At 61.0% G+C, this 21,258-nt stretch carries 21 protein-coding genes; 15 read left to right on the top strand and 6 right to left on the bottom strand.

Translation table 11 applies throughout. The features are described from left to right. Positions 1-18: 18 nt before the first annotated feature. The 8 genes from glpD (at position 19) to glpK (ending at position 9,268) form a co-directional block, all read left to right on the top strand. Positions 19-1,533, top strand: a complete 1,515-nt coding sequence (glpD, locus tag MOV76_RS16025) for a glycerol-3-phosphate dehydrogenase (RefSeq protein WP_115157788.1) — start codon at positions 19-21, stop codon at positions 1,531-1,533. 41 nt (positions 1,534-1,574) lie between these two features. Then, positions 1,575-2,654: an ABC transporter ATP-binding protein gene (locus MOV76_RS16020; protein ID WP_168319803.1), complete on the top strand. Its 1,080-nt coding sequence runs from the start codon at positions 1,575-1,577 to the stop codon at positions 2,652-2,654. A 9-nt stretch (positions 2,655-2,663) separates the two neighbouring features. Continuing rightward, a complete protein-coding gene (locus MOV76_RS16015) occupies positions 2,664-3,734 on the top strand; it encodes an ABC transporter ATP-binding protein (protein ID WP_018246651.1) in 1,071 nt (356 codons plus the stop codon). 2 nt (positions 3,735-3,736) lie between these two features. Beyond that, a complete protein-coding gene (locus MOV76_RS16010) occupies positions 3,737-4,603 on the top strand; it encodes a carbohydrate ABC transporter permease (protein ID WP_003552206.1) in 867 nt (288 codons plus the stop codon). Between the two features lies 1 nt (position 4,604). Then, positions 4,605-5,516 carry a carbohydrate ABC transporter permease gene (locus MOV76_RS16005; RefSeq protein WP_018246652.1) on the top strand — a complete coding sequence of 304 codons (912 nt, stop codon included), beginning with the start codon at positions 4,605-4,607 and terminating at the stop codon, positions 5,514-5,516. Next, positions 5,516-5,812, top strand: a complete 297-nt coding sequence (locus MOV76_RS16000; RefSeq protein WP_018246653.1) for a DUF2160 domain-containing protein — start codon at positions 5,516-5,518, stop codon at positions 5,810-5,812. The genes MOV76_RS16005 and MOV76_RS16000 overlap by 1 nt, the downstream gene beginning before the upstream one ends. A gap of 81 nt (positions 5,813-5,893) precedes the next feature. Next, positions 5,894-7,618, top strand: a complete 1,725-nt coding sequence (locus tag MOV76_RS15995; RefSeq protein ID WP_247264868.1) for an ABC transporter substrate-binding protein — start codon at positions 5,894-5,896, stop codon at positions 7,616-7,618. A 147-nt stretch (positions 7,619-7,765) separates the two neighbouring features. Continuing rightward, complete coding sequence (gene glpK / locus MOV76_RS15990; protein WP_018446154.1) at positions 7,766-9,268, top strand: glycerol kinase GlpK; 1,503 nt, start codon at positions 7,766-7,768, stop codon at positions 9,266-9,268. A gap of 37 nt (positions 9,269-9,305) precedes the next feature. On the opposite strand, the gene MOV76_RS15985 is transcribed toward glpK, so the two are convergent. The 4 genes from MOV76_RS15985 to MOV76_RS15970 form a co-directional block, all read right to left on the bottom strand. After that, entirely contained in the window at positions 9,306-10,307 is a 1,002-nt protein-coding gene (locus MOV76_RS15985; RefSeq protein ID WP_247264867.1) for an ABC transporter permease, read from the bottom strand. A 2-nt stretch (positions 10,308-10,309) separates the two neighbouring features. Then, the gene (locus MOV76_RS15980; RefSeq protein WP_247264866.1) at positions 10,310-11,329 is read right to left on the bottom strand and encodes an ABC transporter permease; all 1,020 of its coding nucleotides are present in this window, start codon (positions 11,327-11,329) and stop codon (positions 10,310-10,312) included. After that, positions 11,319-12,869: a sugar ABC transporter ATP-binding protein gene (locus MOV76_RS15975; RefSeq protein ID WP_247264865.1), complete on the bottom strand. Its 1,551-nt coding sequence runs from the start codon at positions 12,867-12,869 to the stop codon at positions 11,319-11,321. The genes MOV76_RS15980 and MOV76_RS15975 overlap by 11 nt, the downstream gene beginning before the upstream one ends. Positions 12,870-12,934: 65 nt before the next feature. Continuing rightward, a complete protein-coding gene (locus MOV76_RS15970) occupies positions 12,935-13,945 on the bottom strand; it encodes a sugar ABC transporter substrate-binding protein (RefSeq protein WP_018246659.1) in 1,011 nt (336 codons plus the stop codon). A gap of 366 nt (positions 13,946-14,311) precedes the next feature. Here MOV76_RS15970 and MOV76_RS15965 point away from each other — a divergent pair, with 366 nt between their 5' ends. The 5 genes from MOV76_RS15965 (at position 14,312) to MOV76_RS15945 (ending at position 18,384) form a co-directional block, all read left to right on the top strand. Continuing rightward, positions 14,312-15,175: an AraC family transcriptional regulator gene (locus MOV76_RS15965; protein ID WP_018446150.1), complete on the top strand. Its 864-nt coding sequence runs from the start codon at positions 14,312-14,314 to the stop codon at positions 15,173-15,175. A 108-nt stretch (positions 15,176-15,283) separates the two neighbouring features. Continuing rightward, entirely contained in the window at positions 15,284-15,721 is a 438-nt protein-coding gene (locus MOV76_RS15960; protein WP_181292273.1) for a VOC family protein, read from the top strand. Positions 15,722-15,773: 52 nt separating this feature from the next. Then, entirely contained in the window at positions 15,774-16,820 is a 1,047-nt protein-coding gene (locus tag MOV76_RS15955) for an ABC transporter substrate-binding protein (protein ID WP_247264864.1), read from the top strand. 8 nt (positions 16,821-16,828) lie between these two features. Then, complete coding sequence (locus MOV76_RS15950; RefSeq protein WP_047620406.1) at positions 16,829-17,617, top strand: ABC transporter ATP-binding protein; 789 nt, start codon at positions 16,829-16,831, stop codon at positions 17,615-17,617. Further along, a complete protein-coding gene (locus MOV76_RS15945; protein WP_247264863.1) occupies positions 17,614-18,384 on the top strand; it encodes an ABC transporter permease in 771 nt (256 codons plus the stop codon). The genes MOV76_RS15950 and MOV76_RS15945 overlap by 4 nt, the downstream gene beginning before the upstream one ends. Before the next feature lie 113 nt (positions 18,385-18,497). Here MOV76_RS15945 and MOV76_RS15940 read toward each other — a convergent pair whose 3' ends face one another. Next, positions 18,498-19,343, bottom strand: coding sequence for an alanine--tRNA ligase-related protein (locus MOV76_RS15940; RefSeq protein WP_247264884.1), 846 nt, complete (start codon positions 19,341-19,343; stop codon positions 18,498-18,500). A 170-nt stretch (positions 19,344-19,513) separates the two neighbouring features. Here MOV76_RS15940 and MOV76_RS15935 point away from each other — a divergent pair, with 170 nt between their 5' ends. Together MOV76_RS15935 and MOV76_RS15930 are read left to right on the top strand one after the other, a co-directional pair. Beyond that, positions 19,514-19,945, top strand: coding sequence for an antitoxin Xre-like helix-turn-helix domain-containing protein (locus MOV76_RS15935; RefSeq protein WP_247264862.1), 432 nt, complete (start codon positions 19,514-19,516; stop codon positions 19,943-19,945). Next, positions 19,942-20,424, top strand: a complete 483-nt coding sequence (locus tag MOV76_RS15930) for an RES family NAD+ phosphorylase (RefSeq protein WP_247264861.1) — start codon at positions 19,942-19,944, stop codon at positions 20,422-20,424. Before MOV76_RS15935 ends, MOV76_RS15930 begins: the two co-directional genes overlap by 4 nt. Positions 20,425-20,437: 13 nt before the next feature. Here the strand turns inward: MOV76_RS15930 and pdxA are convergent. Beyond that, positions 20,438-21,258, bottom strand: an 821-nt coding sequence (gene pdxA, locus MOV76_RS15925) for a 4-hydroxythreonine-4-phosphate dehydrogenase PdxA (protein ID WP_247264860.1), incomplete at its 5' end; no start/stop codon positions are given.

Genomic DNA, 21,258 nt, shown 5'->3' with positions numbered 1-21,258 from the left:
GCGGGCTCGGAGGGGGAATTGGGCCGAAATATTCACGACATATTCGTCATCGGGGGCGGCATCAACGGCTGCGGCATCGCGCGCGACGCTGTTGGGCGTGGCTATTCGGTGGCGCTGGCGGAGATGAACGATTTCGCCTCGGGTACCTCGTCGGGCGCCACCAAGCTGATCCATGGCGGCCTGCGTTACCTTGAGCATTACGAGTTTCGTCTGGTGCGTGAATCGCTGATGGAGCGCGAGATCCTCTGGGCGATGGCGCCGCACATCATCTGGCCGCTGCGTTTCGTGTTGCCCTACCACAAGGGCGGGATCCGGCCGGCCTGGCTGATCCGGCTCGGCCTCTTCCTCTACGACCATCTCGGCGGCCGCAAGCTGCTACCGCCGACATCCGTTCTCGACATGCGCAGCGATCCGGCCGGCAAACCGCTGAAAGCGCTTTTTGCCAAGGCCTTCGAATATTCCGACGGCTGGGTCGACGATGCCCGCATGGTGGTACTGAACGCCCGCGACGCCGCTGACAAAGGGGCAACCATCATGCCGCGCACCAAAGTGGTGTCGGCGAGGCGCGAGAATGGCCTGTGGTTGATCGAGACCACCGATACGGTGAGCGGCCGCAATGACAGCCATCAGGCCCGCATGCTGGTCAATGCCGCCGGTCCCTGGGTCGACCATGTCATTCGCTCCGCTTTCGGCCAGAACGAAGCCCATCATGTCCGCCTCGTCCAGGGCAGCCATATCGTCGTGAAGAAGAAATTCGACGATGTGAGAGCCTATTTCTTCCAGAACCCCGATAACCGCATCATCTTCGCCATCCCCTACGAGGGCGACTTCACGCTGATCGGCACCACGGATCGCGATTATACCGCCGATCCGCGGGATGTCCGGATCTCCGAGGAGGAGACCGTCTACCTCTGCAATGCGGCGTCGGAATATTTCAAGGAGCCCGTCAGGCCGGAGGATATCGTCTGGACCTATTCAGCGGTCAGGCCGCTTTATGACGACGGCGCCTCGAAGGCACAGGAGGCGACGCGCGACTATGTACTGAAGCTGGAAGGCGAAGGTGCCGCCGCGCCGCTACTCAACGTCTTCGGCGGTAAACTCACCACTTATCGCCGGCTTTCCGAACACGCGCTGGAGAAGATCGGCGCTGCGATCGGCGTCAAGGGTGCCCCATGGACGGGCAAAAGCCATCTGCCGGGCGGCGACTTCCCGGTTCGGGGCTATGAGGCACAAGTTGACAAGCTGAAGCGGCGTTATCAGTTCCTCGCCGATCAGCATGCCCGCCGCCTGGTGCGCCGCTATGGCACCAGGGCCGAGGCGCTGCTCGGCGATGCCCGCGGCATCGACGATCTCGGACGGCTGTTCGGCGGCGATCTCTACGAGGTCGAGGTTACCTATCTCGTTGAACATGAATGGGCCCGGCACGCCGAAGACGTGCTGTGGAGGAGAACAAAGGATGGTCTGCGCCTTTCGAAGGAGCAGGCCCAGTCACTGGAGGAGTACATGGCTGCCATACCGGCGATGGTCGGATAGGCGGCGTGTGGTCCCCGCTGCGTGGAGGCACGGGAACAGGAATGCTGGAACTGCGGAAGGCCGCAAAGATGGTGGGAGGAGACTATCATATCCACCCGACCAATCTTGCTTTTGAAAGAGGAACGCTGAACGTTCTGCTTGGGCCGACCTTGTCGGGCAAGACCTCGTTGATGCGTCTGATGGCCGGCCTTGATCGGCCGACAACCGGTACGATCCATTTTGATGGCGCTGACGTGACAGGTATGCCTGTCCAGAAGCGCAACATCGCTATGGTCTACCAGCAATTCATCAATTATCCGGCATTGACGGTCTACGAGAATATTGCCTCGCCGCTGCGGATTGCCGGCAAGGATGCCAAGACCATCGATCTGGAGGTGCGCAAGGCTGCCGAACTTTTGAAACTCGGTCCTTATCTCGATCGCACGCCGCTCAACCTCTCGGGCGGCCAGCAGCAGCGCACGGCGCTTGCCCGTGCGCTCGTGAAGAATGCGAGCCTAGTTTTGATGGACGAGCCGCTTGCCAACCTCGACTACAAGCTGCGTGAGGAACTGCGGCAGGAATTGCCGCGGATCTTCGCGCAGTCCGGCGCAATCTTCGTCTATGCCACGACGGAACCTTCCGAAGCCTTGTTGCTGGGCGGCAATACGGCAGCGCTCAGCGAGGGCCGGATCACGCAGTTCGGCCCGACGGTCGAGGTCTATCGCCATCCGGTCGATCTAACGACGGCGAAAACCTTTGCCGATCCGCCGCTGAATTTTATCGATCTGGTCAAATCGGAAGGCAACTTCCTGCGCGATGGCATTCTGATTTTTGCTGTGCCGCCGCATCTTCAGAATGTGCCGAACGGGCCGGCAACCATAGCGTTTCACCCCCATCATCTTGCACCAACCGCCCAGACGGCTGATTCGGCGCGGCTGACAGCACGGACACAGATTTCGGAGATCACCGGGTCGGAAAGTTTCGTGCATCTGCAATTTGCCGACACCCGCTGGGTGATGCTTGCGCACGGCATCCACAATGTCGACCCGGACACGGATCTCTCCGTATTCATCGATACGCGCCACCTGATGGCGTTCGGCGCGGACGGCCGGGCGATCACCACTGCCAGGCAGAGGGGCTAGGAGAAAATCATGGCACGTATCACCCTCGATCATATTCGACATGCCTATGGGCCGAACCCGAAGAGCGAGAAGGACTACGCTCTCAAGGAAGTGCACCACGAGTGGAACGATGGCGGCGCCTATGCGCTGCTCGGACCTTCAGGCTGCGGAAAGACCTCACTGCTCAATATCATTTCCGGCCTTATTCAGCCGTCTGAAGGGCGAATTCTCTTCGACGGACAGGATGTTACGAACCTGCCGACGCAGCAGCGAAATATTGCGCAGGTATTCCAGTTTCCGGTGATCTACGACACGATGACCGTCTATGACAATCTGGCTTTCCCCTTGCGCAACCGCGGAGTCGCGGAGCCTGATGTTGATCGTCGTGTCCGCGAAATATTGGAGATGATTGATCTTGCAGACTGGGCCAAGCGTCGCGCGCGCGGTTTGACGGCGGACCAAAAGCAGAAGATTTCGCTCGGCCGCGGCCTCGTGCGCTCGGATGTGAACGCGATTCTCTTCGACGAGCCGCTCACTGTTATCGATCCACATATGAAATGGGTGCTGCGGTCGCAGCTGAAGCGGCTGCATAAGCAGTTCGGTTTTACGATGGTCTATGTCACGCATGACCAGACGGAGGCGCTGACCTTCGCCGACAAAGTCGTGGTGATGTACGATGGCGAGATCGTGCAGATCGGCACGCCGGCCGAGCTCTTCGAGCGTCCGAGCCATACCTTCGTCGGCTACTTCATCGGTTCTCCAGGCATGAACTTCATGCCAGCTAAGGTGGAAGGCCGCACGGTTCGGGTCGGCGAGCACGCTCTGACGCTCGACTATGCGCCAAAGACTTCGGCAGCGGCCAAGGTAGAGCTTGGAATCCGGCCCGAGTTTATCCGGGTCGGCCGCGAGGGCATGCCTGTGACCGTGAGCAAGGTGGAAGATATCGGCCGGCAGAAGATCGTCCGCGCGCAGTTTGCCGGCCAGCCGATCGCGATCGTCGTCCCTGAAGACGGGGACATTCCGGCTGATCCCCGGGTAACCTTCGAGCCGTCGGGTATCAGTATCTATGCCGACTCTTGGCGCGCTGGACCGGAGGCTTGATCATGGAAAAAACCTGGAACAACAAAGCGTGGTTTCTGGTCCTGCCGGTCCTCGTGCTGGTGGCATTCTCGGCCGTCATTCCCTTGATGACGGTTGTGAACTATTCCGTTCAGGACACTTTCGGAAACAACCAGTTCTTCTGGAACGGAACGGACTGGTTTACCGAAATCCTGCATTCCGACCGTTTCTGGGCCGCCCTGCAGCGAAATCTCATTTTCTCGTTGATCATTCTCGCTCTTGAGATCCCGCTCGGTATCTTCATTGCGCTCAACATGCCGAAATCGGGCATCGGCGTGCCGGTGTGCCTGGTTCTGATGGCGCTACCACTGCTGATCCCGTGGAACGTTGTCGGCACGATCTGGCAGGTGTTCGGCCGCAACGACATTGGTTTGTTCGGCTATTCCCTCAATGCCATCGGCATCGATTACAACTATGTGCAGGATCCGCTCGACGCCTGGGTGACGATCATCATCATGGACGTCTGGCACTGGACGAGCCTGGTCGTCTTGCTCTGCTATGCAGGCCTCGTTTCCATTCCGGATGCTTTCTATCAGGCAGCCAAGATCGACGGTGCGTCTCGTTGGGCCGTATTCCGCTATATCCAGCTGCCAAAGATGAAACGCGTTCTTCTGATCGCCGTGCTGCTGCGTTTCATGGATAGTTTCATGATCTACACCGAGCCTTTTGTCGTCACGGGCGGCGGTCCCGGCAACGCGACCACTTTCCTGTCGATCGATCTGGTCAAGACCGCCCTCGGACAGTTTGACCTCGGTCCGGCCGCTGCCATGTCGCTGATCTATTTCCTGATCATCCTGCTGCTTTCGTGGGTGTTCTACACCGTCATGACAAGCCACGACGCGGAGAATTGAAATGAGCGCCTCCAACGAAACGACAGCGAGCCGAAAAATCTCAGGCGTTACTAGTGTCGCAAGCGGTCTCTCCTCCGATGAAGTCAGCCATCTGATGCGCCGGCGCGGCGAGGAATCGCGCTGGTGGTGGCTGGTTCCGACGATCTATATCATCGTGCTCCTGCTGCCGATCTATTGGCTCGTCAACATGAGCTTCAAGACCAACGCGGAAATCGTGAATTCTCTGACGCTTTATCCTCATAACCCGACGATCGCCAATTACGTGACGATCTTCACGGAGAAGGCGTGGTATTCCGGCTACATCAATTCAATCACCTATGTCGTGATCAACATGGTGATCTCGGTGGCAGCCGCGCTGCCGGCGGCCTATGCCTTCTCCCGTTATCGGTTCCTTGGTGACAAGCATCTTTTCTTCTGGTTGCTGACGAACCGGATGGCGCCGCCGGCGGTCTTTGCCCTGCCGTTCTTTCAGCTCTACTCAGCCTTTGGACTGATCGATACGCACATCGCCGTGGCATTGGCGCATTGCCTCTTCAACGTGCCGCTTGCGGTCTGGATCCTCGAAGGCTTCATGTCCGGCGTACCGAAGGAAATCGACGAAACGGCCTATATCGATGGCTATTCGTTCCCGCGGTTTTTCCTGAAGATCTTCACGCCGCTGATTGCGAGCGGCATAGGTGTCGCCTGCTTTTTCTGCTTCATGTTCTCTTGGGTCGAGTTGCTGATCGCACGAACGCTGACGACGACCGACGCGAAGCCGATCGCTGCCACCATGACCCGTACCGTCTCCGCATCCGGCATGGATTGGGGCTTGCTCGCCGCCGCGGGTGTTCTGACCTTGATCCCAGGGGCGCTGGTGATTTGGTTTGTGCGCAATTACATCGCCAAGGGCTTTGCCCTGGGGAGGGTTTGATGGGCTTTTCGCTTCCCGATTTTTCATGGATGGCATGGACCTGGCCGACGGCCGCGTTCTTCATCGTTATCGCATTGCTGCTGATCGGCATGGGGGTCTGGGAGTATGCCGTGCCGGGCGGCAACCCGCGGATCGGAATCCTGCGCTTCGAGACGACGCGCGGTGATCGGCTTTTCCTTTCGCTGCTCGGCAGCGCCTTTATCCATCTTGCCTGGCTTGGTCTCGCGGGATCAAGCCTCTGGTGGGCTCTCGCTCTCTCCGTTGTCTACGCCGTCGGCGTATTCCGTTACGTGTGAGGCAAACTGATGCAGATGGCCGGGGTTTTTCTGGCCGCCTGAGACGTGAAGACTGCAATCGCAAAACCCTGGGAGGATATCATGCGAAGGCATTTATTGACGACGACAGCAGCCGTGCTGCTGGCCATGACCGGGTCGGCCTATGCCGGCATGGACGAGGCAAAGACTTTTCTGGACAAAGAGATCGGCGACGTGTCGACGCTCTCTCGCGCCGACCAGGAAAAGGAAATGCAATGGTTCATCGATGCTGCGAAGCCTTTCCAGGGGATGGACATCAAGGTTGTTTCGGAAACCTTGACCACCCACAAGTATGAGTCCGAGGTTCTGGCTCCGGCCTTTACTGCGATTACCGGGATAAAGGTCACGCACGACGTCATTCAAGAGGGTGACGTCGTCGAGAAGATCCAGACACAGATGCAGACCGGGCAGAACCTGTATGACGGCTGGGTCAACGACTCCGACTTGATCGGTACCCACTGGCGTTATCAGCAGGTGCGCAACCTGACCGACTGGATGGCCGGCGAAGGCAAGGACGTTACCAACCCCGGCCTCGATATCGACGACTTCATCGGCACCAAGTTCACGACCGCGCCTGACAAGAAGCTCTACCAGCTTCCCGACCAGCAGTTCGCCAACCTCTACTGGTTCCGTTACGACTGGTTCAACGACGAGAAGAACAAGGCCGATTTCAAGGCGAAATACGGCTACGATCTGGGCGTTCCGGTCAACTGGTCGGCCTATGAGGACATTGCCGAATTCTTTACCGGCCGTGACGTCAACGGCAAGAAGGTCTTCGGCCATATGGATTACGGCAAGAAGGACCCGTCGCTCGGTTGGCGCTTCACCGATGCCTGGCTGTCGATGGCTGGCAACGGCGACAAGGGCCTGCCGAACGGTCTTCCGGTCGACGAATGGGGTATCAAGGTCGACGAGAACTCGCGTCCGGTCGGTTCGTGCGTCGCGCGTGGCGGCGATACCAACGGCCCGGCATCGGTCTATTCGATCCAGAAGTATCTCGATTGGTTGAAGGCGTACGCACCGCCGGAAGCTCAGGGCATGACCTTCTCGGAATCCGGTCCGGTGCCGGCACAGGGTAACGTCGCGCAGCAGATCTTCTGGTACACGGCGTTTACCGCAGACATGGTCAAGCCTGGCCTGCCTGTTATGAATGAGGACGGCACGCCGAGATGGCGCATGGCACCGAGCCCACATGGCGTTTACTGGAAAGACGGCATGAAGCTTGGTTATCAGGACGTCGGCTCGTGGACGCTGATGAAATCGACCCCGACGGACCGCGCGAAAGCTGCCTGGCTCTATGCACAGTTCGTGACCTCCAAGACGATCGACGTGAAGAAGAGCCAGCTCGGTCTCACCTTCATCCGCGAATCCACCATTCGCGACAAGAGCTTTACGGAGCGTGCTCCGAAGCTCGGCGGTCTGATCGAGTTCTATCGTTCGCCGGCCCGCGTTCAGTGGTCGCCAACCGGCACCAACGTTCCCGACTATCCGAAGCTGGCTCAGCTTTGGTGGCAGGCTATCGGTGACGCCGCTGCCGGCGCCAAGACACCGCAGGAAGCCATGGATTCTCTTTGCGGCGAGCAGGAGAAGGTCATGGGCCGTATCGAGAAATCGGGCGTCCAGGGCGATATCGGCCCGAAACTGGCCGAAGAGCATGATCTCGCTTACTGGAACGCGGATGCGGTGAAGAAGGGCAACCTTGCACCGCAGCTGAAGATCGAGAACGAGAAGGAAAAGCCGGTCACGGTCAACTACGACGAACTCGTCAAGAGCTGGCAGTCGAAGTAAGGCGGACCCGGCCGGAAGCGACGGGGCTTCCGGCCATCACTTCCCGCCACCGGCAACAAGCCGGTGGCACCCACAATCTTTCTCTCATGAAACCTCCGCGTCCTGCTGTCCTCGGCAGGAGCGGTTTCGTGCGAGCCGGAGACGGATATGAGCGGCTATATTCTTTCAATCGACCAGGGCACGACGTCGTCGCGCGCGATCATCTTCGATGGCGACATGAAAATGGCCGGCTCGGCGCAGGCGGAGATCACCCAATATTATCCGCAGCCTGGATGGGTGGAGCACGACGCCGCCGAAATCTGGCGATCGGTCGTCGATACTGTGCGCAAGGCGATCGTCGATGCCGGTATTGATGCCGCCGACATTGCCGCGATCGGCATTACTAATCAGCGAGAGACCGCGGTCGTCTGGGATCGCAGGTCCGGGACACCGCTTCACCGGGCGATCGTCTGGCAGGACAGGCGCACGGCCGAAATGTGCGAGAGCCTGAAGGCCGATGGATATGAGAAGCTGTTCAGCGCCAAGACCGGCCTGCTGCTCGACCCCTATTTCTCCGGAACGAAGCTGCGCTGGCTGCTCGACAATGTCGACGGCCTGCGTGAGAAGGCGGAGGCGGGCGACGTCTGCTTCGGCACGATCGACAGCTGGCTAATCTACAATCTGACGGGTGGCCGCGTGCATGCCACCGAGGCGACAAATGCATCGAGGACGCTGCTCTATAATATCGACGACGGTGCCTGGGACGAGGAGCTTCTCGGCATTCTCCGCATTCCGGCCGCCATGCTTCCTGAAGTCAGGGAATGTGCCGATGATTTCGGCCGCGTCGACAAGACGCTGTTCGGTGTGGAGCTTCCCATTCTCGGGGTCGCCGGCGACCAGCAGGCGGCGGCGATGGGCAATGCCTGCTTCGAGCCAGGCATGATGAAATCCACCTATGGCACCGGCTGCTTTGCCCTGTTGAACACCGGCAGGGATCGTGTTTCCTCCTCCAACCGGATGCTGACGACGATCGCCTATCGGCTTGACGGCGAAACGACCTATGCGCTCGAAGGCTCGATTTTCATCGCCGGTGCCGCCGTGCAATGGCTGCGCGACGGCCTCGGCGTCATCGGTCAGGCATCCGAGGCAGGGGTGCTTGCGGCCAAGGCCGATCCCGGACAGCAGGTCTATATCGTCCCAGCCTTCACCGGCCTCGGCGCGCCCTATTGGGATCCGGCTGCGCGCGGCGCCATCTTCGGTCTGACGCGAAACAGTGGGCCGGCAGAATTCGCCCGCGCCGTGCTTGAATCCGTCGCCTACCAGACGCTCGACCTGCTGGTGGCGATGAAGAAGGACTGGGGCGTCAACCAGCTGGAAACGGTGCTGCGCGTCGATGGCGGCATGGCGGCTTCGGATTGGACGATGCAGTGCCTGGCCGACATGACCGGAAACCCCGTCGACCGCTCGGCGATCCGCGAGACGACGGCGCTGGGCGCAGCCTGGCTTGCCGGCTCGAAAGCCGGCATCTGGCCAGGCATGCGGGATTTTGCGCAGGCCTGGGCCTGCGACCGCCGCTTCAGCCCTTCGATGGATGAGACCGAGCGGCAGACCAAGATCATCGGCTGGAAGACTGCCGTATCCAGGATGATTTCCGACGCTTCAGCGGGGTAGAACAGTTCCCCGAATATGACCGCAATGGCGGTTACGTTCACACGGCGCCGGCAGCCTTTCTGTTGATAAAGCTCAGGGCGAGCACGGCGAAGATCAGCGTGCCCGTACCAACCTGCTGCCAATAGAAGTTCAGATCGGTCAGCAGCAGGCCATTGGCGACGATGCTGAGCAGCAGGGCGCCGAGTACGGTCCCGCCGACATTCGGCCGTCCGAGTGGGCTGAGCGTCGTGCCGATGAAGGTCGCGCCGATGGCATTCAGCAAGAAGGCATTGCCCGAGGAGGGGATGTAGGTGGTGACGGTTGCGGTCAGGATCAGGCCGGCGATTGCCGCGATCAACCCGACCAGGATGAACGTGACCGCGACATGGGCCGGCGCGGCGATGCCGGAATAGCGCACGACGCCCGGCTGGATGCCGATCGACAGGATGACGCGGCCGAACCGCGTGCGGGCAAAAACGACCGCAGCGGCCGCGATCACGGCAATGGCAACCGCAAGCGGCAGCGGGAAGCCGGCGACCGTGCCGTGGCCGAGGAAACGGAAGGCTTCCGGCACGCCGTTCGGCGGCAGATAGACCGGATTGCCGCCATTGGTCAGCAGCTGCTGAACGCTGCGGCCGATGAACAGCGTGCCGAGCGTGGCGAGGAACGGCGACACGCCGATCCCGGAAATCAGCAGCGCGTTGAACGCACCGACGAACGCGCCGGCGGCCAGTCCCGCGAGTGCGGCGACTGCCACCGGCTGTCCGGCGAGAACGAGCGAAACGAAGGCGAAACTGGCGAAATCCATCGCCGTTCCCACCGAAAGATCGATGCCGCCCGACGCGACGGCGAAGGTCATGGCGATGGAGACGATGGCAAGCAGCGTGAAATTGTTGACGAGGATGCTCTGCAGGTTCGCAGGCGTCAGGAATGTCGGCGTTGCCACGGAAAAGGCGGCAAACACCGCAACCAGGGCGAGGATCAAGCCATAGCGCACCAAGCCGCCGACGATAAGACGCGGCAAGCCGATGGCGGCGAGGGGAGGGGTCTGGAGCGACATGGTCAAGCCTCCTGTCGGCGCAGCAGCGTGGTCGCGGAAACGACGATGAGAATGAGGACGCCCTGGACGCCGCTGACCAGCGTGCTCGAAATGTTCAGCAGCTGGAAACCATTGACCAGGAAGCCGACCAAAAGGGCCGAAAGCAGCGTTCCGGTGACCGTTGGAACCAGCCGGCGCGAAAAGACCGAGCCGAGCAGGGCTGTCACGACGACGGGCAACAGCATCTCACCGGCACCGGTCGTGCTGCCGCTCAGATAGGAAACCGACAGGATACCAGCGATGCCGCCGGAGACGCCGCTGGCGACGAAGGCGCCAGCCAGCAGCCGGCGAAGCGGCAGACCGGCGGCACGCGCCGCATCCGGGAACTCACCGACGGCGTAGAGACGCAGGCCGAGCGGGGTATATTGCACGATCGCCGTGGTGACGGCCGTGAAGCCGAGAAGCACATAGGCAAGAACCGGGATGCCGAAAGGATCCGAGGCGGAAAGCGCCGATAGGAAAGGTGTCGAGGCCGGCAGGACGGTATTGCCGGTCAGTACCAACTCCAGACCGGCGACGACGTTCATGACGGCAAGCGTGGCCAGCAGCGGCACGATGCCGGCATAGACGACGGCAATGGCATTGACCGTGCCGATCAGGGCGCCGGTCAAGATTGTCGCGGCAATCGCCGTCGCATCGCCGTAGCCGAGTTGCGTCAGGCTCGCATAGACGGCGGCGCTGAGACCCATATTGGCAGCGAGCGACAGGTCGATGCCACCGGTGACGACATTGGAGCCGCCGGCGATCAGCACGATCGTCAATCCAATGGCAAGCACACCAGAGATGGCCGATTGACCAAGCACATTGCCGATATTGCCGATGCCGAGGAAATAGGGTGCAGTCAGCGAGAAGATGATCAGGATGGCGGCGAAAGCGATCAGCGATCCGAAGCGCAATGCCGCAGCCGCAATATTGCCGGCCGGGCGGGGAGGCGGTTCAGCAGCGGAAAAACCGGAAGGCGCGAATTCCACTTCAGCCGACATGGCGATGTCCCTCAGATGATCCGGTCGATTGAGCCAGCACCGCATCCGCCGTGGTCTCCGACGATATGAATTCCCGCACCACGCGGCCGCGGAAGAGCACCAGGATGCGATCGGTGATGCCGATGAGTTCGGGCAGATCCGAAGACAGCACGATGACGCCGGCGCCGCGCGACGCGAGTTCGCCGATCAGCGTATAGATCTCGACCTTGGAGCCGATATCGACGCCAACTGTCGGCTCATCGAGGAGATAGACCTCGGAACGGCGGCTCAGCCACTTGGCGATGGCGATCTTCTGCTGGTTGCCGCCCGAAAGCGTGCGCAGCAGGGCATCACGCCCGTTGGTCTTCACCTGCAGCCGCGTAATCAGAGCGTCCACTTCTCTCTGTTCGCGTCTGCGATCGAGAAAGCCGAAACGCGTAAAGCGGCCAAGGCTCGAAAGGCTGATATTTTCCGCGACGCTGAGGTCGAGCGCGACGCCGTGGCGACGCCGGTCTTCCGGCACCAGGGCGATCTCGCGACCGGCTGCCTGGGTGGGATTGGTGAAACGGGTGGTCTTGCCGCTGATCTCGATATGGCCGGAAGCCGGGGTCTCCAGACCGAAGAGAGTGCGGACCAATTCCTTTGCGCCGGAGCCGAGCAGGCCGGTGAGGCCGAGCACCTCGCCGCGGCGAAGCGTGAAACTCACGTCGCTATATTTCCCTGGCGCCGACAGCTGCTCGAGCTTGAGGATTTCCTCGCCCGGCGTCACCTGCGGCTTCGGGAACATCTCCTTGATGTCGCGCTCGACCATCAGCCGGGCAATTGCACCGGCCGAAGTGTCGCCGATCGGCAGGGAGGCGACGTCGAGGCCATTGCGCAGCACGGTGACGTGGTCGCAGAGCTCTTCGATTTCGTTCAGGTAATGCGAGATATAGATGATGGTGACGCCTTCGTCGCGCAGACGGCGGATCAACCGGAAGAGGATATCGGCCTCGCGGCGCACCAAGGCGGCCGTCGGCTCATCGAAGACGAGCACTTTCGGCTGATTGAGGAGGGCGCGGGTGATTTGCACGATCTGTTTTTCGGCAGTCGACAATTCGCTGATCAAGGCGGCGTTCGGCAAGCGGATACCGAAATAGTCGTTGAGAATATCAGACGCGCGGCGCTGCATCAGTCGGCGGTCGAGGAACGGCGTGCCTGATATCCGCGGCTCCCGGCCGAGGAACAGGGCTTCGCCGACGGTGAAGGTCGGCACCAGCAGTCGATCCTGGTGAATGAAGTGGATGCCACGCTCTTCGGCAAGATGTGGTGTCAGCCTGTCGAATGTTTGCCCTTCGATCTCGATCCGGCCGCCATCGGGCTGATGGAGACCGGCCAGCAGCTTGATCAGCGTCGACTTGCCGGCGCCGTTCTGACCGACGAGACCGTGGATGGTGCCGCGCCTGACGATCAGCGACGCACCGGCAAGCGCCTGCGCGCCGCCAAAATGCTTGACGATGCCTTCAAAGCGGATGATGTCGTCGCGTGCCGTCACCGGCTGCTTCAAGGAAATGGCCGTCATGTCGATCTCTCCCGGCGGGCAGATTCCGAGCGATCCGGCGACGACCGGATCGCTCGGGTTCAATGTCAGCCGATGCCGAGCTTCTTGGTGACTTCGCCGACATTGGTCTTGTTGGCGAGCAGTGCTGGAACATAGGTCTCGCGCGGCAGCGTCTGGCCGGCGAGCAGCTTGGCGACGTTGCGGATGGCGGTGCGGCCGATTTCTGCCGGCTGCTGGGCGACATCGGCGCCGGCCGGGGAATTCGGATCGGCGATGAGTTGCAGCACTTCCGGGCTGCCGTCAACGCCGTAGGTGCGGATCTCGGTGCGCCCGGCAGCCGCCAAAGCCTGGGTCGCGCCAAGCTGCGGAATGTCCCAGGCTGACCAGATCGCCTTGATCGAGCCCTTTTCCGGATATTTGTTGAGGATTGCCGTGATCTGCGTGAAGGCGTCCTGCACGGTGTTCGGGATGACGTCGCGCAATTCCGGCTGAAGGATTTTCACCTTCGGGAAATATTTGACGACATTGACCAACTGGTCGTAGCGGATCGCGCAGGGGGTTACGCCGTAGAAGCCGTTGAAGACGACGATGTTGCCTTCGCCGCCGATATCGGAGACGAGCTGCAGCGCCAGGTCCTTGCCGATGCCCCAGTTGTCGGAGGTGGTGTTGTTGATCGAATTGGTCGAACCGACGTCGACGGTCAGAACCGGGATCCCGGCATCACGTGCCTTCTTCAGCCAGGGATCGATGACGCTGAGCGTGCCGAGGATTTGAACGATCGCATCCGGCTTCTGGGCAATCAGCGTCTGCAGCTGCGAGACCAGCTTGCCGTCATTGCGTCCGGCATCGACGGCGATCGGCTCGCCACCGAGGCGCTTTACCTCTTCGATCTGGGCATTATAGGCTTGCAGGTCGAAGAAGTGATCGGTGCCGGTCGCGCTGATGGCGATGCGTTTGCCTTTCAGCGACTGCTCTTCGGCTGCAAGAACCGGCTTCCGCCCGACCAGCGAAGCACCGGCGACGGCAACCCCGGCCGCGGCAGACAGTTTCAACAGATCTCGTCTTCCGAGACCGCTTCCGGACTTTTCGATGCTCATTACCATTCTCTCCAATTCAGTTATGTCTATAAATTAAGTAGACTAATGAGAATAGGGAGAAAGGAATTTCCAAAATGACGCGCTCCGATGAAAAGAGTGGACGGAGCGAACGCTCATTTCCGGCCGCGGTTTCCCGCGAGCGGGCCGATCAAGAAGAAACATGCACTGCATAATTCTTGCGCATGCGACCAAATTTGCCGAGGGTGAACTCCTGCCAGGCCGTGGTGCCGTGTGGCGCGACAGCAGGCGGAAAATCAGGATTTAACGGGCACCGTCGGGTTTTATGCTGCGACGTTGATATCCAGCGCGAAGCTTGGCTCCACTTGGCGCGCAACTTGCCTCTCCCCTGCTAGGGAGAATGAAACAATGCCCGACATCGACCCGCAGATTTTCTCAATAAGCCGGCCATCCCTCGGAGGCTACAAGGCCTTCGTTCAACGCGACATGATCGTCGAGACCTATCGCAGCGCCGCGGGGCAAATGATTTCGAGGGGCTCCCTTCATAGAATTTCGATCAACCGCACGGCGCACGGCAAATATGCCTATCGGCTTGGAAGCGGGGCATTCCGCAAAGTTGAGAGGCCGCCGTTCACCCTGGGATTTCAACCGGCCGCCACCGTCCTTGAAGTCGATGGCGATGCGGCGGACTATATCTCGATCTTCCAGTCACCTGCGCTCTACAGCAGCATCGGCGGCTCTCGCTTCGATCCCGAGCATTGGGATAGTGATGCGCTGAGCGCGACGACTGATCCGACAACGCTGCAGGTCGCGCTCTCCCTTGCGTTTGCCGCCGAGAAGACCGGGCGCGACGACCCGCTTTTGATGCAGCATCTGGGGATGGCGCTCGCCTGCTGCGTTGTAAAGCTGCTGGGCGCCAAACCCGAAGTCGGCGATCGTCCGCTGACATCGGACAATCTCCGGCGTGTGATCGATTACATCGAGAACCTGCTGGGCAAATCCGATCTGAGTGTGGAGGAGCTGGCCGGGGTGGCCCATATGAGCCCCTTTCACTTCAGCAGGGAATTCAAACGGGCGGCCGGGATGGCACCGCATCGCTTCGTTCTCGAACGCAGGATCGAGCGGGCGCGACTTTACCTCGCCGACGGCAAGGAGACGCTTGCAAACATCGCTTATGCCACAGGCTTTTCCAGCCAGGCGCATTTCTCCAGCGTTTTCCGCCGGCTGATGGGGGCGACACCGAAGGAATACCAGCGTTCGGTCCGTCTTTGAGCTAGCACCCGCCGATGGCAAATCAGCAATTTTGCGAAAGATAACCGCACGAATTTGAAATCTCTTGAGGCTGCGGTCTGCGAGGCTTTTCCGATCAGGAGGCCCCATATGACCGCTTTTGCGCAAACCAATCCGATTACCGACATCTGCTTTTTGGTCGAGGATATCGACAAAGCATCGGCCTTCTATGTCGAGCGGCTTGGCTTCAAACCGCGCCGCCGGGCTCCGGGCTTTGCCGATTTCAAAGGAGCGGGCGTGACGCTGGCGCTGTGGGAGATCGAGCATATCGCCGAGAATACCGGCGTCTCAAGCCGCCGCGCCCCTCCAGGTGCGCACAAGGCCTGCGCGGCCATTGAGCTCGCCTCGCCAGAGCAGGTCGATGCCGCCTATACGGAGCTGAAAGCGGCGGGCGTGCTCTTCCACGCACCGCCGCAGGACTATGTCTGGAACGCGCGATGCGTCTATTTCGCCGATCCTGACGACAATCTCTGGGAAATTTATGCGTGGTCCGCAGGCGGCCCGATCGGTGACATCGACCCGCAATAGCAAGCGCAATCGGCCGGTCGTCCAACAATCCAACAAGGGGAAGGCAAGGAAAATGAACGGGGATGACAGACAAATCGCGGTCGGCAGGCGTACCGTCCTGAAGGGCGGAGCCTATGCCCTTGCTGCAGCGACGGCAGGGATTAGCGTGTTCGTGCCGCGTCAATCGAATGCCGCCGCATCCAAGGTCGTCATCAAATATGACTGGCTGATGAGCAATGGGCAGATCGGCGATATCGTCGCAGTCAAGCAAGGGCTGTTCGAGGCCGAGGGTCTCGACGTCGAGTTTTCCCCTGGTGGTCCCAATTCGGCAACGGTGCCGCCTGTGATCACGGGTGATGCGCAGCTCGGTCAATTCTCGGATTCGGCCCAGCTTCTTCTTGCCAGATCATCCGGCGTGCCGATCAAGATCTTCGCCTGCGGTTTCCGCATGGCGCCTTTCGCCTTCTATTCGCTGCCGAAGGCGCCGATCCGCACCGTCAAGGATATGGTCGGCAAGCGCATCGGCATCCAGCCGACGGCCCGTTATGTCCTTGATGCCATTCTGCTGAAGAACGATATCGATCCCTCGAGCCTGACCATCACCAATATCGGCTTCGACATGACGCCGCTGATGACCGGCCAGGTCGATGCCGTGACCGGATGGATCACCAACACGCAGGCCCTTTCCATCATCGGCCCCGACCGCATCGATCTGATGATGAAGGACACGGGCCTGCCGTCCTACGCCAACGTCTATTTCGCCACCGACGATGCCGTAACCGGCCATGCCGAGACACTGGCAAAGGTGCTGCGTGCCGTCGCCAAGGGCTGGGCCTGGACGCATGAACATCCTGAAGAGGCAGTCAAATTGACGGTGGAGGCCTATCCGCAACTCGATCTTGCCGTGGAGCTGCAGACGGTGCCGCGTATATTGTCGCTGAGCTTCGATGCGACAACAGGCAAGGATGGCTGGGGCAGCTTCGATCCGGCCGCTCTTGCCGAGCAGATTTCCGTCTACGACAAGATCGGCCAATTCAAGAGCGGCGCGCCGAAGCTGGAGGATTGCTATACGACTGCGATACTCGACATGACGGCGGGCGACCGTCCGAAGATTGCGTGAGAGCGGATTTGCCTGAAGCAGCGGCCATCGAAACCAGGGATTTGGCTGTCGGTTATGCCGGCGCTGTCGAGACGACCCGCATTCTGTCCGGCGTCGACCTCAGCGTCGGCAGGGGTGAGTTTCTGACCATTCTCGGTCCTTCCGGCTGCGGCAAGTCGACCTTGCTGCGTGCGGTGGCGGATCTTCTTCCGCCGCTTGACGGGCGGCTGTCGGTGCTCGGCAGGACAGCGTCGGAGGCGCGCCGGCGACGCGAGGTCGCCTTCGTCTTTCAGGATGCAACGCTGTTGCCCTGGCGGACCGTGAGGGAGAATGTCGCGCTGCCGCTGCAGGTGGGGAAGAAGAGCGTCTCGCGATCGGTCGACCCGCGACCCGACCATTGGATCGAGCTGGTCGGCCTGTCGCATCTGGCCGACCGCTATCCGCATCAACTGTCCGGGGGCCAGCGCCAGCGCGTCGCCATAGCGCGCGCGCTTCAATGCGAGCCGGATATCCTGCTCATGGATGAGCCTTTCGGTGCGCTCGACGAGATCACCCGCGAACGACTGAACGACGAGCTTCTGGACGTCTGGCGCCGGACCGGCACGACCATCCTGTTCGTGACCCACAGCGTCATCGAGGCGATCTATCTCGGCGGACGCGTGCTGGTCCTGGCGGCCAATCCCGGCCGCGTCCAGGCGCTGATCGATCTTACGCCGCTGAAAGACGAGCGCGGCCTCTGTCGGCGCGAGAGCCTCGACGTCCAGGAGACCGCGGCCCATCTGCGCCAATTGCTGCAGCAGGGGAGTTCGGCTGCATGAGGCACCGTCCGTTGTCACTCACCGAGGCGATCGGCCTTCCTGTTATCGGCGCCCTTTCGCTGCTCCTTGCCTGGCAATGGCTGGTGCCGGCGCTCGGTATTCCCGGTTATATCGTTCCAACGCCGCTGGCGATCCTGCGCACGCTTGGCATCGAATGGCGCTTCCTTTTGTCGAATGCGATCCCGACATGGGGCGAGGCGGGCCTCGGCTTCCTCCTGGGCAATAGTCTCGCCGTGATCCTGGCGGTTGCCTTTGTCTATAATCCGCGGTTCCAGGCCGCCTATTTTCCCGTTGTCCTGCTCTTCAACACCATCCCGGTGCTGGCGCTCGCACCGATCATCATCCTGATCTTCGGCCTCGGCATGCTGCCAAAGGTCATCATCGCCGCTCTCATCTGCTTCTTCCCAACCCTGGTGAATACCGCCCGGGGCCTCAATCTGGCGACTGCGAGCGAGCTTGACCTGATGCACGTGCTTTCGGCGAACGGGTGGGAGACCTTCTGGCGCTTGCGCGCCCCACGGTCTGCCCCCTTACTCTTTGCGTCGCTGCGCATTTCGGCGACCACCTGTGTGATCGGCGCGATTGTCGGGGAGTGGATCGGTTCGAACCAGGGGCTGGGTGCCGTCATCATCCAGTCGACATTCAACTATCAGGCGGAAAGGCTTTTTGCCGCCGTCGTGCTCGCCTCTTTCTCCGGCATCGTCTTTTATGCCGCTGTTGCCCAGATCGAGCGGATTTTCCGTCGGCTGCATCAGGGGCAAGGCTGAAACCTCGGCGCGAACGAACGCCGCCTGGGCAAACTGGAGGCGGCCGAAACGCTGACGCTTTCCAGGATATGGCAAGGCCTCCCGCTGTTCTCTGCGGGAGGCCTTGCGCCTTGCTACTCGTCCGCGGTCTCCCGGATGTCGGAGAGATCGATGCCGTGAGTGTCGAACCACCAGTCGGGACTCATCTCTGGATGCCGGTCACGCAGACGCAGATATTTGGCGCGCAGCCGCTTCTGGCGCTCGACCTCTTCTGTGAAGAAGGGATGATCGAGCGTGCCGCCCATCTTGTGGATGCGACGGAGCAGTTTTCGCAAGACGTATCCCTGCTCCTTGTTGCCCGGCCGGTAGCCGCTTTCCACGATTGTCATGACCGTCTCGCACAGCTCTCCGAGCGCATCGTCTTGCGGCGTGCCGTTGACGATCATGTCGAGACGCTCGAGGCCGAAGCCGACGTCGATGCAGCTTCCAAGCGGATTGACGATGTTTCCGATCTCGACGCCGTCCTTATAGAACTCGGTGCAGTATCCGCTGATGCTGCCATCGCCCCACATGCATTCCGGATCCGGCACGATGGGCACACGCCCGCCATAGAGCGGCGTCCATTCCACCAGACGATCCGGATGGATCGTCACATGATCCGGCACGAGCCCGAGCGTTCCCAGAAACTCGAGCCAGAAATCGATGGCGCTGCCGACGGTCATTTCCCTGAACGAGAAAAGGCCGAGCATGGTGAAATGGAGAAGATGAGTTCCGTCGCCGATCTCGTCGAGGTCGCCCATGCGCAGGCAGGCCTGGCTGTTTGCGACGGTTCCACTATGGGAGGGATCGGAGAAGAGGGGCTTGTACTGCTGCATTCCAGCGCTGCAGAAGAGCGTGGTATCGTCATGCGGCCGTACGGATTCGATGCGTATGAAATCAATGCCCTTGGAAAGGCAGAAGTCTTGATATTGCTGGATCAGGCGTCCCGCGGTGACATAGGCAACCTCCTTCGTTGTTCGTGCCTTCGGAAAATATAGAGGTCTCCGGCGCGCAGGGCAATCCGCTGCTATCGGAGATAAGCCGGATCGGCGCTATTGATCATTGTCTCACTTGAGACTAAATATAACATCAAGTGAAAAGGACCATGACCATGATGGGATTTGCAGTCATCGCCGATGTTCTCGGATTGCCCGCCAGGGAGCCGGCGTCGCGTTCGGCCTTCGGCCTGCTCTCCAGTATCGAGGAAGGTTTGCCGGTCAAGGCGCTTGATCGCATGGCGCTGCTCCTGGCGCCTGATGATACCCAGTTCAAATACCGGCTCGTTCCAAAGGCCACCTATGAGCGGCGCAAATCCAAGCATCGGCTCTCTTCCGACGAGGGCATAAAGCTCGCGCGTCTGGCGCGCGTCTGGGGATCGGCGCTCGATGTCTGGCTGACCGAGACCGAGGCACGTGATTTCCTGTTTCGTCCGCATGCGATGCTGGAGGACAGGCGGCCGATCGACGTGGTCATCCAGAGCGAGATCGGCGGCGAACTCGTGCTCGATATCCTCGGAAGCCTGAAATACGGCAGTGCTGCGTGAACGCACAGCATCTCGACCGCACGCTGACATCCGTCCGCATCGGAGATCCCAGTGGAACCTATCCGATCTTCGACGCCACCGGCTCGACCATCGCGCCAGGGCGGTGGAACACTTCGGGCAGCCCGATCATCTACACAAGCGAGCACTATTCGACAGCGCTGCTGGAAAAGCTCGTTCACGGCAGCGGGCGGCTGCCGCCCAACCAGCACTATGTCACAATCACCCTGCCGCGTGGGCTAAGCTACGAGGTCTTCTCCGAGCCCGCGCTGCCCGGCTGGGACAGCATGCCGGCCGCCGTCAGCAAGGCTTTTGGCGAACGCTGGTGCCAGGAAAAACGCAGCGTCATCCTGCTGGTGCCAAGCGTCGTCGCCCGCGTCGACCGCAACATATTGATCAACCCGGCCCACCCGGAATTCCCCTCGATCACCGCGAGCCTCCACCAACCCGTCTTCTGGGATCGTCGCTTGTTCGGCATTTGATGGGGTTGGTGGTTCACACCTCCCGCCGCGGCGAGCGGGCCATCAGCCTGGCATAGGCGATGGCCGAGAGCATGTTGACGTGGTTGGCCTTGCCGGTGCCGGCAATGTCGAAGGCGGTGCCGTGGTCGACCGAGACGCGGTCGATCGGCAGGCCGAGCGAGACGTTGACCGCGGTGTCGAAGGCGACGAGCTTGATCGGGATATGGCCCTGGTCGTGATACTGGGCGATGACAAGATCGAAGGCGCCGTTATAGGCGCGGGCGAACACCGTATCGGCCGAGATCGGCCCGACGACGTCGACGCCTTTTGCCTGCGCCTGCTCAACGGCGGGCGCCAGGAATTCCATGTCCTCGGTGCCGAACAGGCCGTTTTCGCCGCAATGCGGATTGAGGCCGGCGACGGCGATGCGCGCCTTGCGACCGAGCCGCAGGAAGTGCTTGTGGCCAGCTTCGATGGTGGCGAGCACCCGCTCGGTCTTGGCGCGCTCGATCGCACCCTTCAGCGAGATATGGGTGGAGACGTGGATGGTGTTCAGCCGCTCGGAGGCAAGCAGCATGAAGGAGCTCTTCGAGCCGGTGAGATGCGCGAGAAGCCCGGTGTGGCCGTCATGGTGATGGCCGGCGAGGTTCATCGCCTCCTTGTTGATCGGCGCGGTGACGATGACATCCGCTTGCCCCGACATGGCGAGATCGACGGCGCGGGTGATATAGCGCACCGAGGCATCGCCGGCGACGGGGCTGACCTTGCCGATCTCGGGTAGGGCCGCGCCGAGCGCGACCTCGTCGACGGCGATCCTGTCGTCACTGGGTGCATCGGCGGGCCCGAACCGCAGCC

Origin of the sequence: Rhizobium sp. PRIMUS64, from assembly GCF_023006465.1 — a bacterium.
Taxonomy (GTDB): Bacteria; Pseudomonadota; Alphaproteobacteria; order Rhizobiales; family Rhizobiaceae; genus Rhizobium; species Rhizobium leguminosarum.
This window is presented reverse-complemented; position numbering and strand designations above follow the sequence as displayed.

Excerpts from the sequence above, each read along its gene's own strand:
- MOV76_RS16020 (WP_168319803.1), top strand. The coding sequence starts at position 1,575 with ATGCTGGAACTGCGGAAGGCCGCAAAGATGGTGGGAGGAGACTATCAT.
- MOV76_RS16015 (WP_018246651.1), top strand. The coding sequence starts at position 2,664 with ATGGCACGTATCACCCTCGATCATATTCGACATGCCTATGGGCCGAAC.
- MOV76_RS16010 (WP_003552206.1), top strand. The coding sequence starts at position 3,737 with ATGGAAAAAACCTGGAACAACAAAGCGTGGTTTCTGGTCCTGCCGGTC.
- MOV76_RS16005 (WP_018246652.1), top strand. The coding sequence starts at position 4,605 with ATGAGCGCCTCCAACGAAACGACAGCGAGCCGAAAAATCTCAGGCGTT.
- MOV76_RS16000 (WP_018246653.1), top strand. The coding sequence starts at position 5,516 with ATGGGCTTTTCGCTTCCCGATTTTTCATGGATGGCATGGACCTGGCCG.
- MOV76_RS15995 (WP_247264868.1), top strand. The coding sequence starts at position 5,894 with ATGCGAAGGCATTTATTGACGACGACAGCAGCCGTGCTGCTGGCCATG.
- glpK (WP_018446154.1), top strand. The coding sequence starts at position 7,766 with ATGAGCGGCTATATTCTTTCAATCGACCAGGGCACGACGTCGTCGCGC.
- MOV76_RS15985 (WP_247264867.1), bottom strand. The coding sequence starts at position 10,307 with ATGTCGCTCCAGACCCCTCCCCTCGCCGCCATCGGCTTGCCGCGTCTT.
- MOV76_RS15980 (WP_247264866.1), bottom strand. The coding sequence starts at position 11,329 with ATGTCGGCTGAAGTGGAATTCGCGCCTTCCGGTTTTTCCGCTGCTGAA.
- MOV76_RS15975 (WP_247264865.1), bottom strand. The coding sequence starts at position 12,869 with ATGACGGCCATTTCCTTGAAGCAGCCGGTGACGGCACGCGACGACATC.
- MOV76_RS15970 (WP_018246659.1), bottom strand. The coding sequence starts at position 13,945 with ATGAGCATCGAAAAGTCCGGAAGCGGTCTCGGAAGACGAGATCTGTTG.
- MOV76_RS15965 (WP_018446150.1), top strand. The coding sequence starts at position 14,312 with ATGCCCGACATCGACCCGCAGATTTTCTCAATAAGCCGGCCATCCCTC.
- MOV76_RS15960 (WP_181292273.1), top strand. The coding sequence starts at position 15,284 with ATGACCGCTTTTGCGCAAACCAATCCGATTACCGACATCTGCTTTTTG.
- MOV76_RS15955 (WP_247264864.1), top strand. The coding sequence starts at position 15,774 with ATGAACGGGGATGACAGACAAATCGCGGTCGGCAGGCGTACCGTCCTG.
- MOV76_RS15945 (WP_247264863.1), top strand. The coding sequence starts at position 17,614 with ATGAGGCACCGTCCGTTGTCACTCACCGAGGCGATCGGCCTTCCTGTT.
- MOV76_RS15935 (WP_247264862.1), top strand. The coding sequence starts at position 19,514 with ATGATGGGATTTGCAGTCATCGCCGATGTTCTCGGATTGCCCGCCAGG.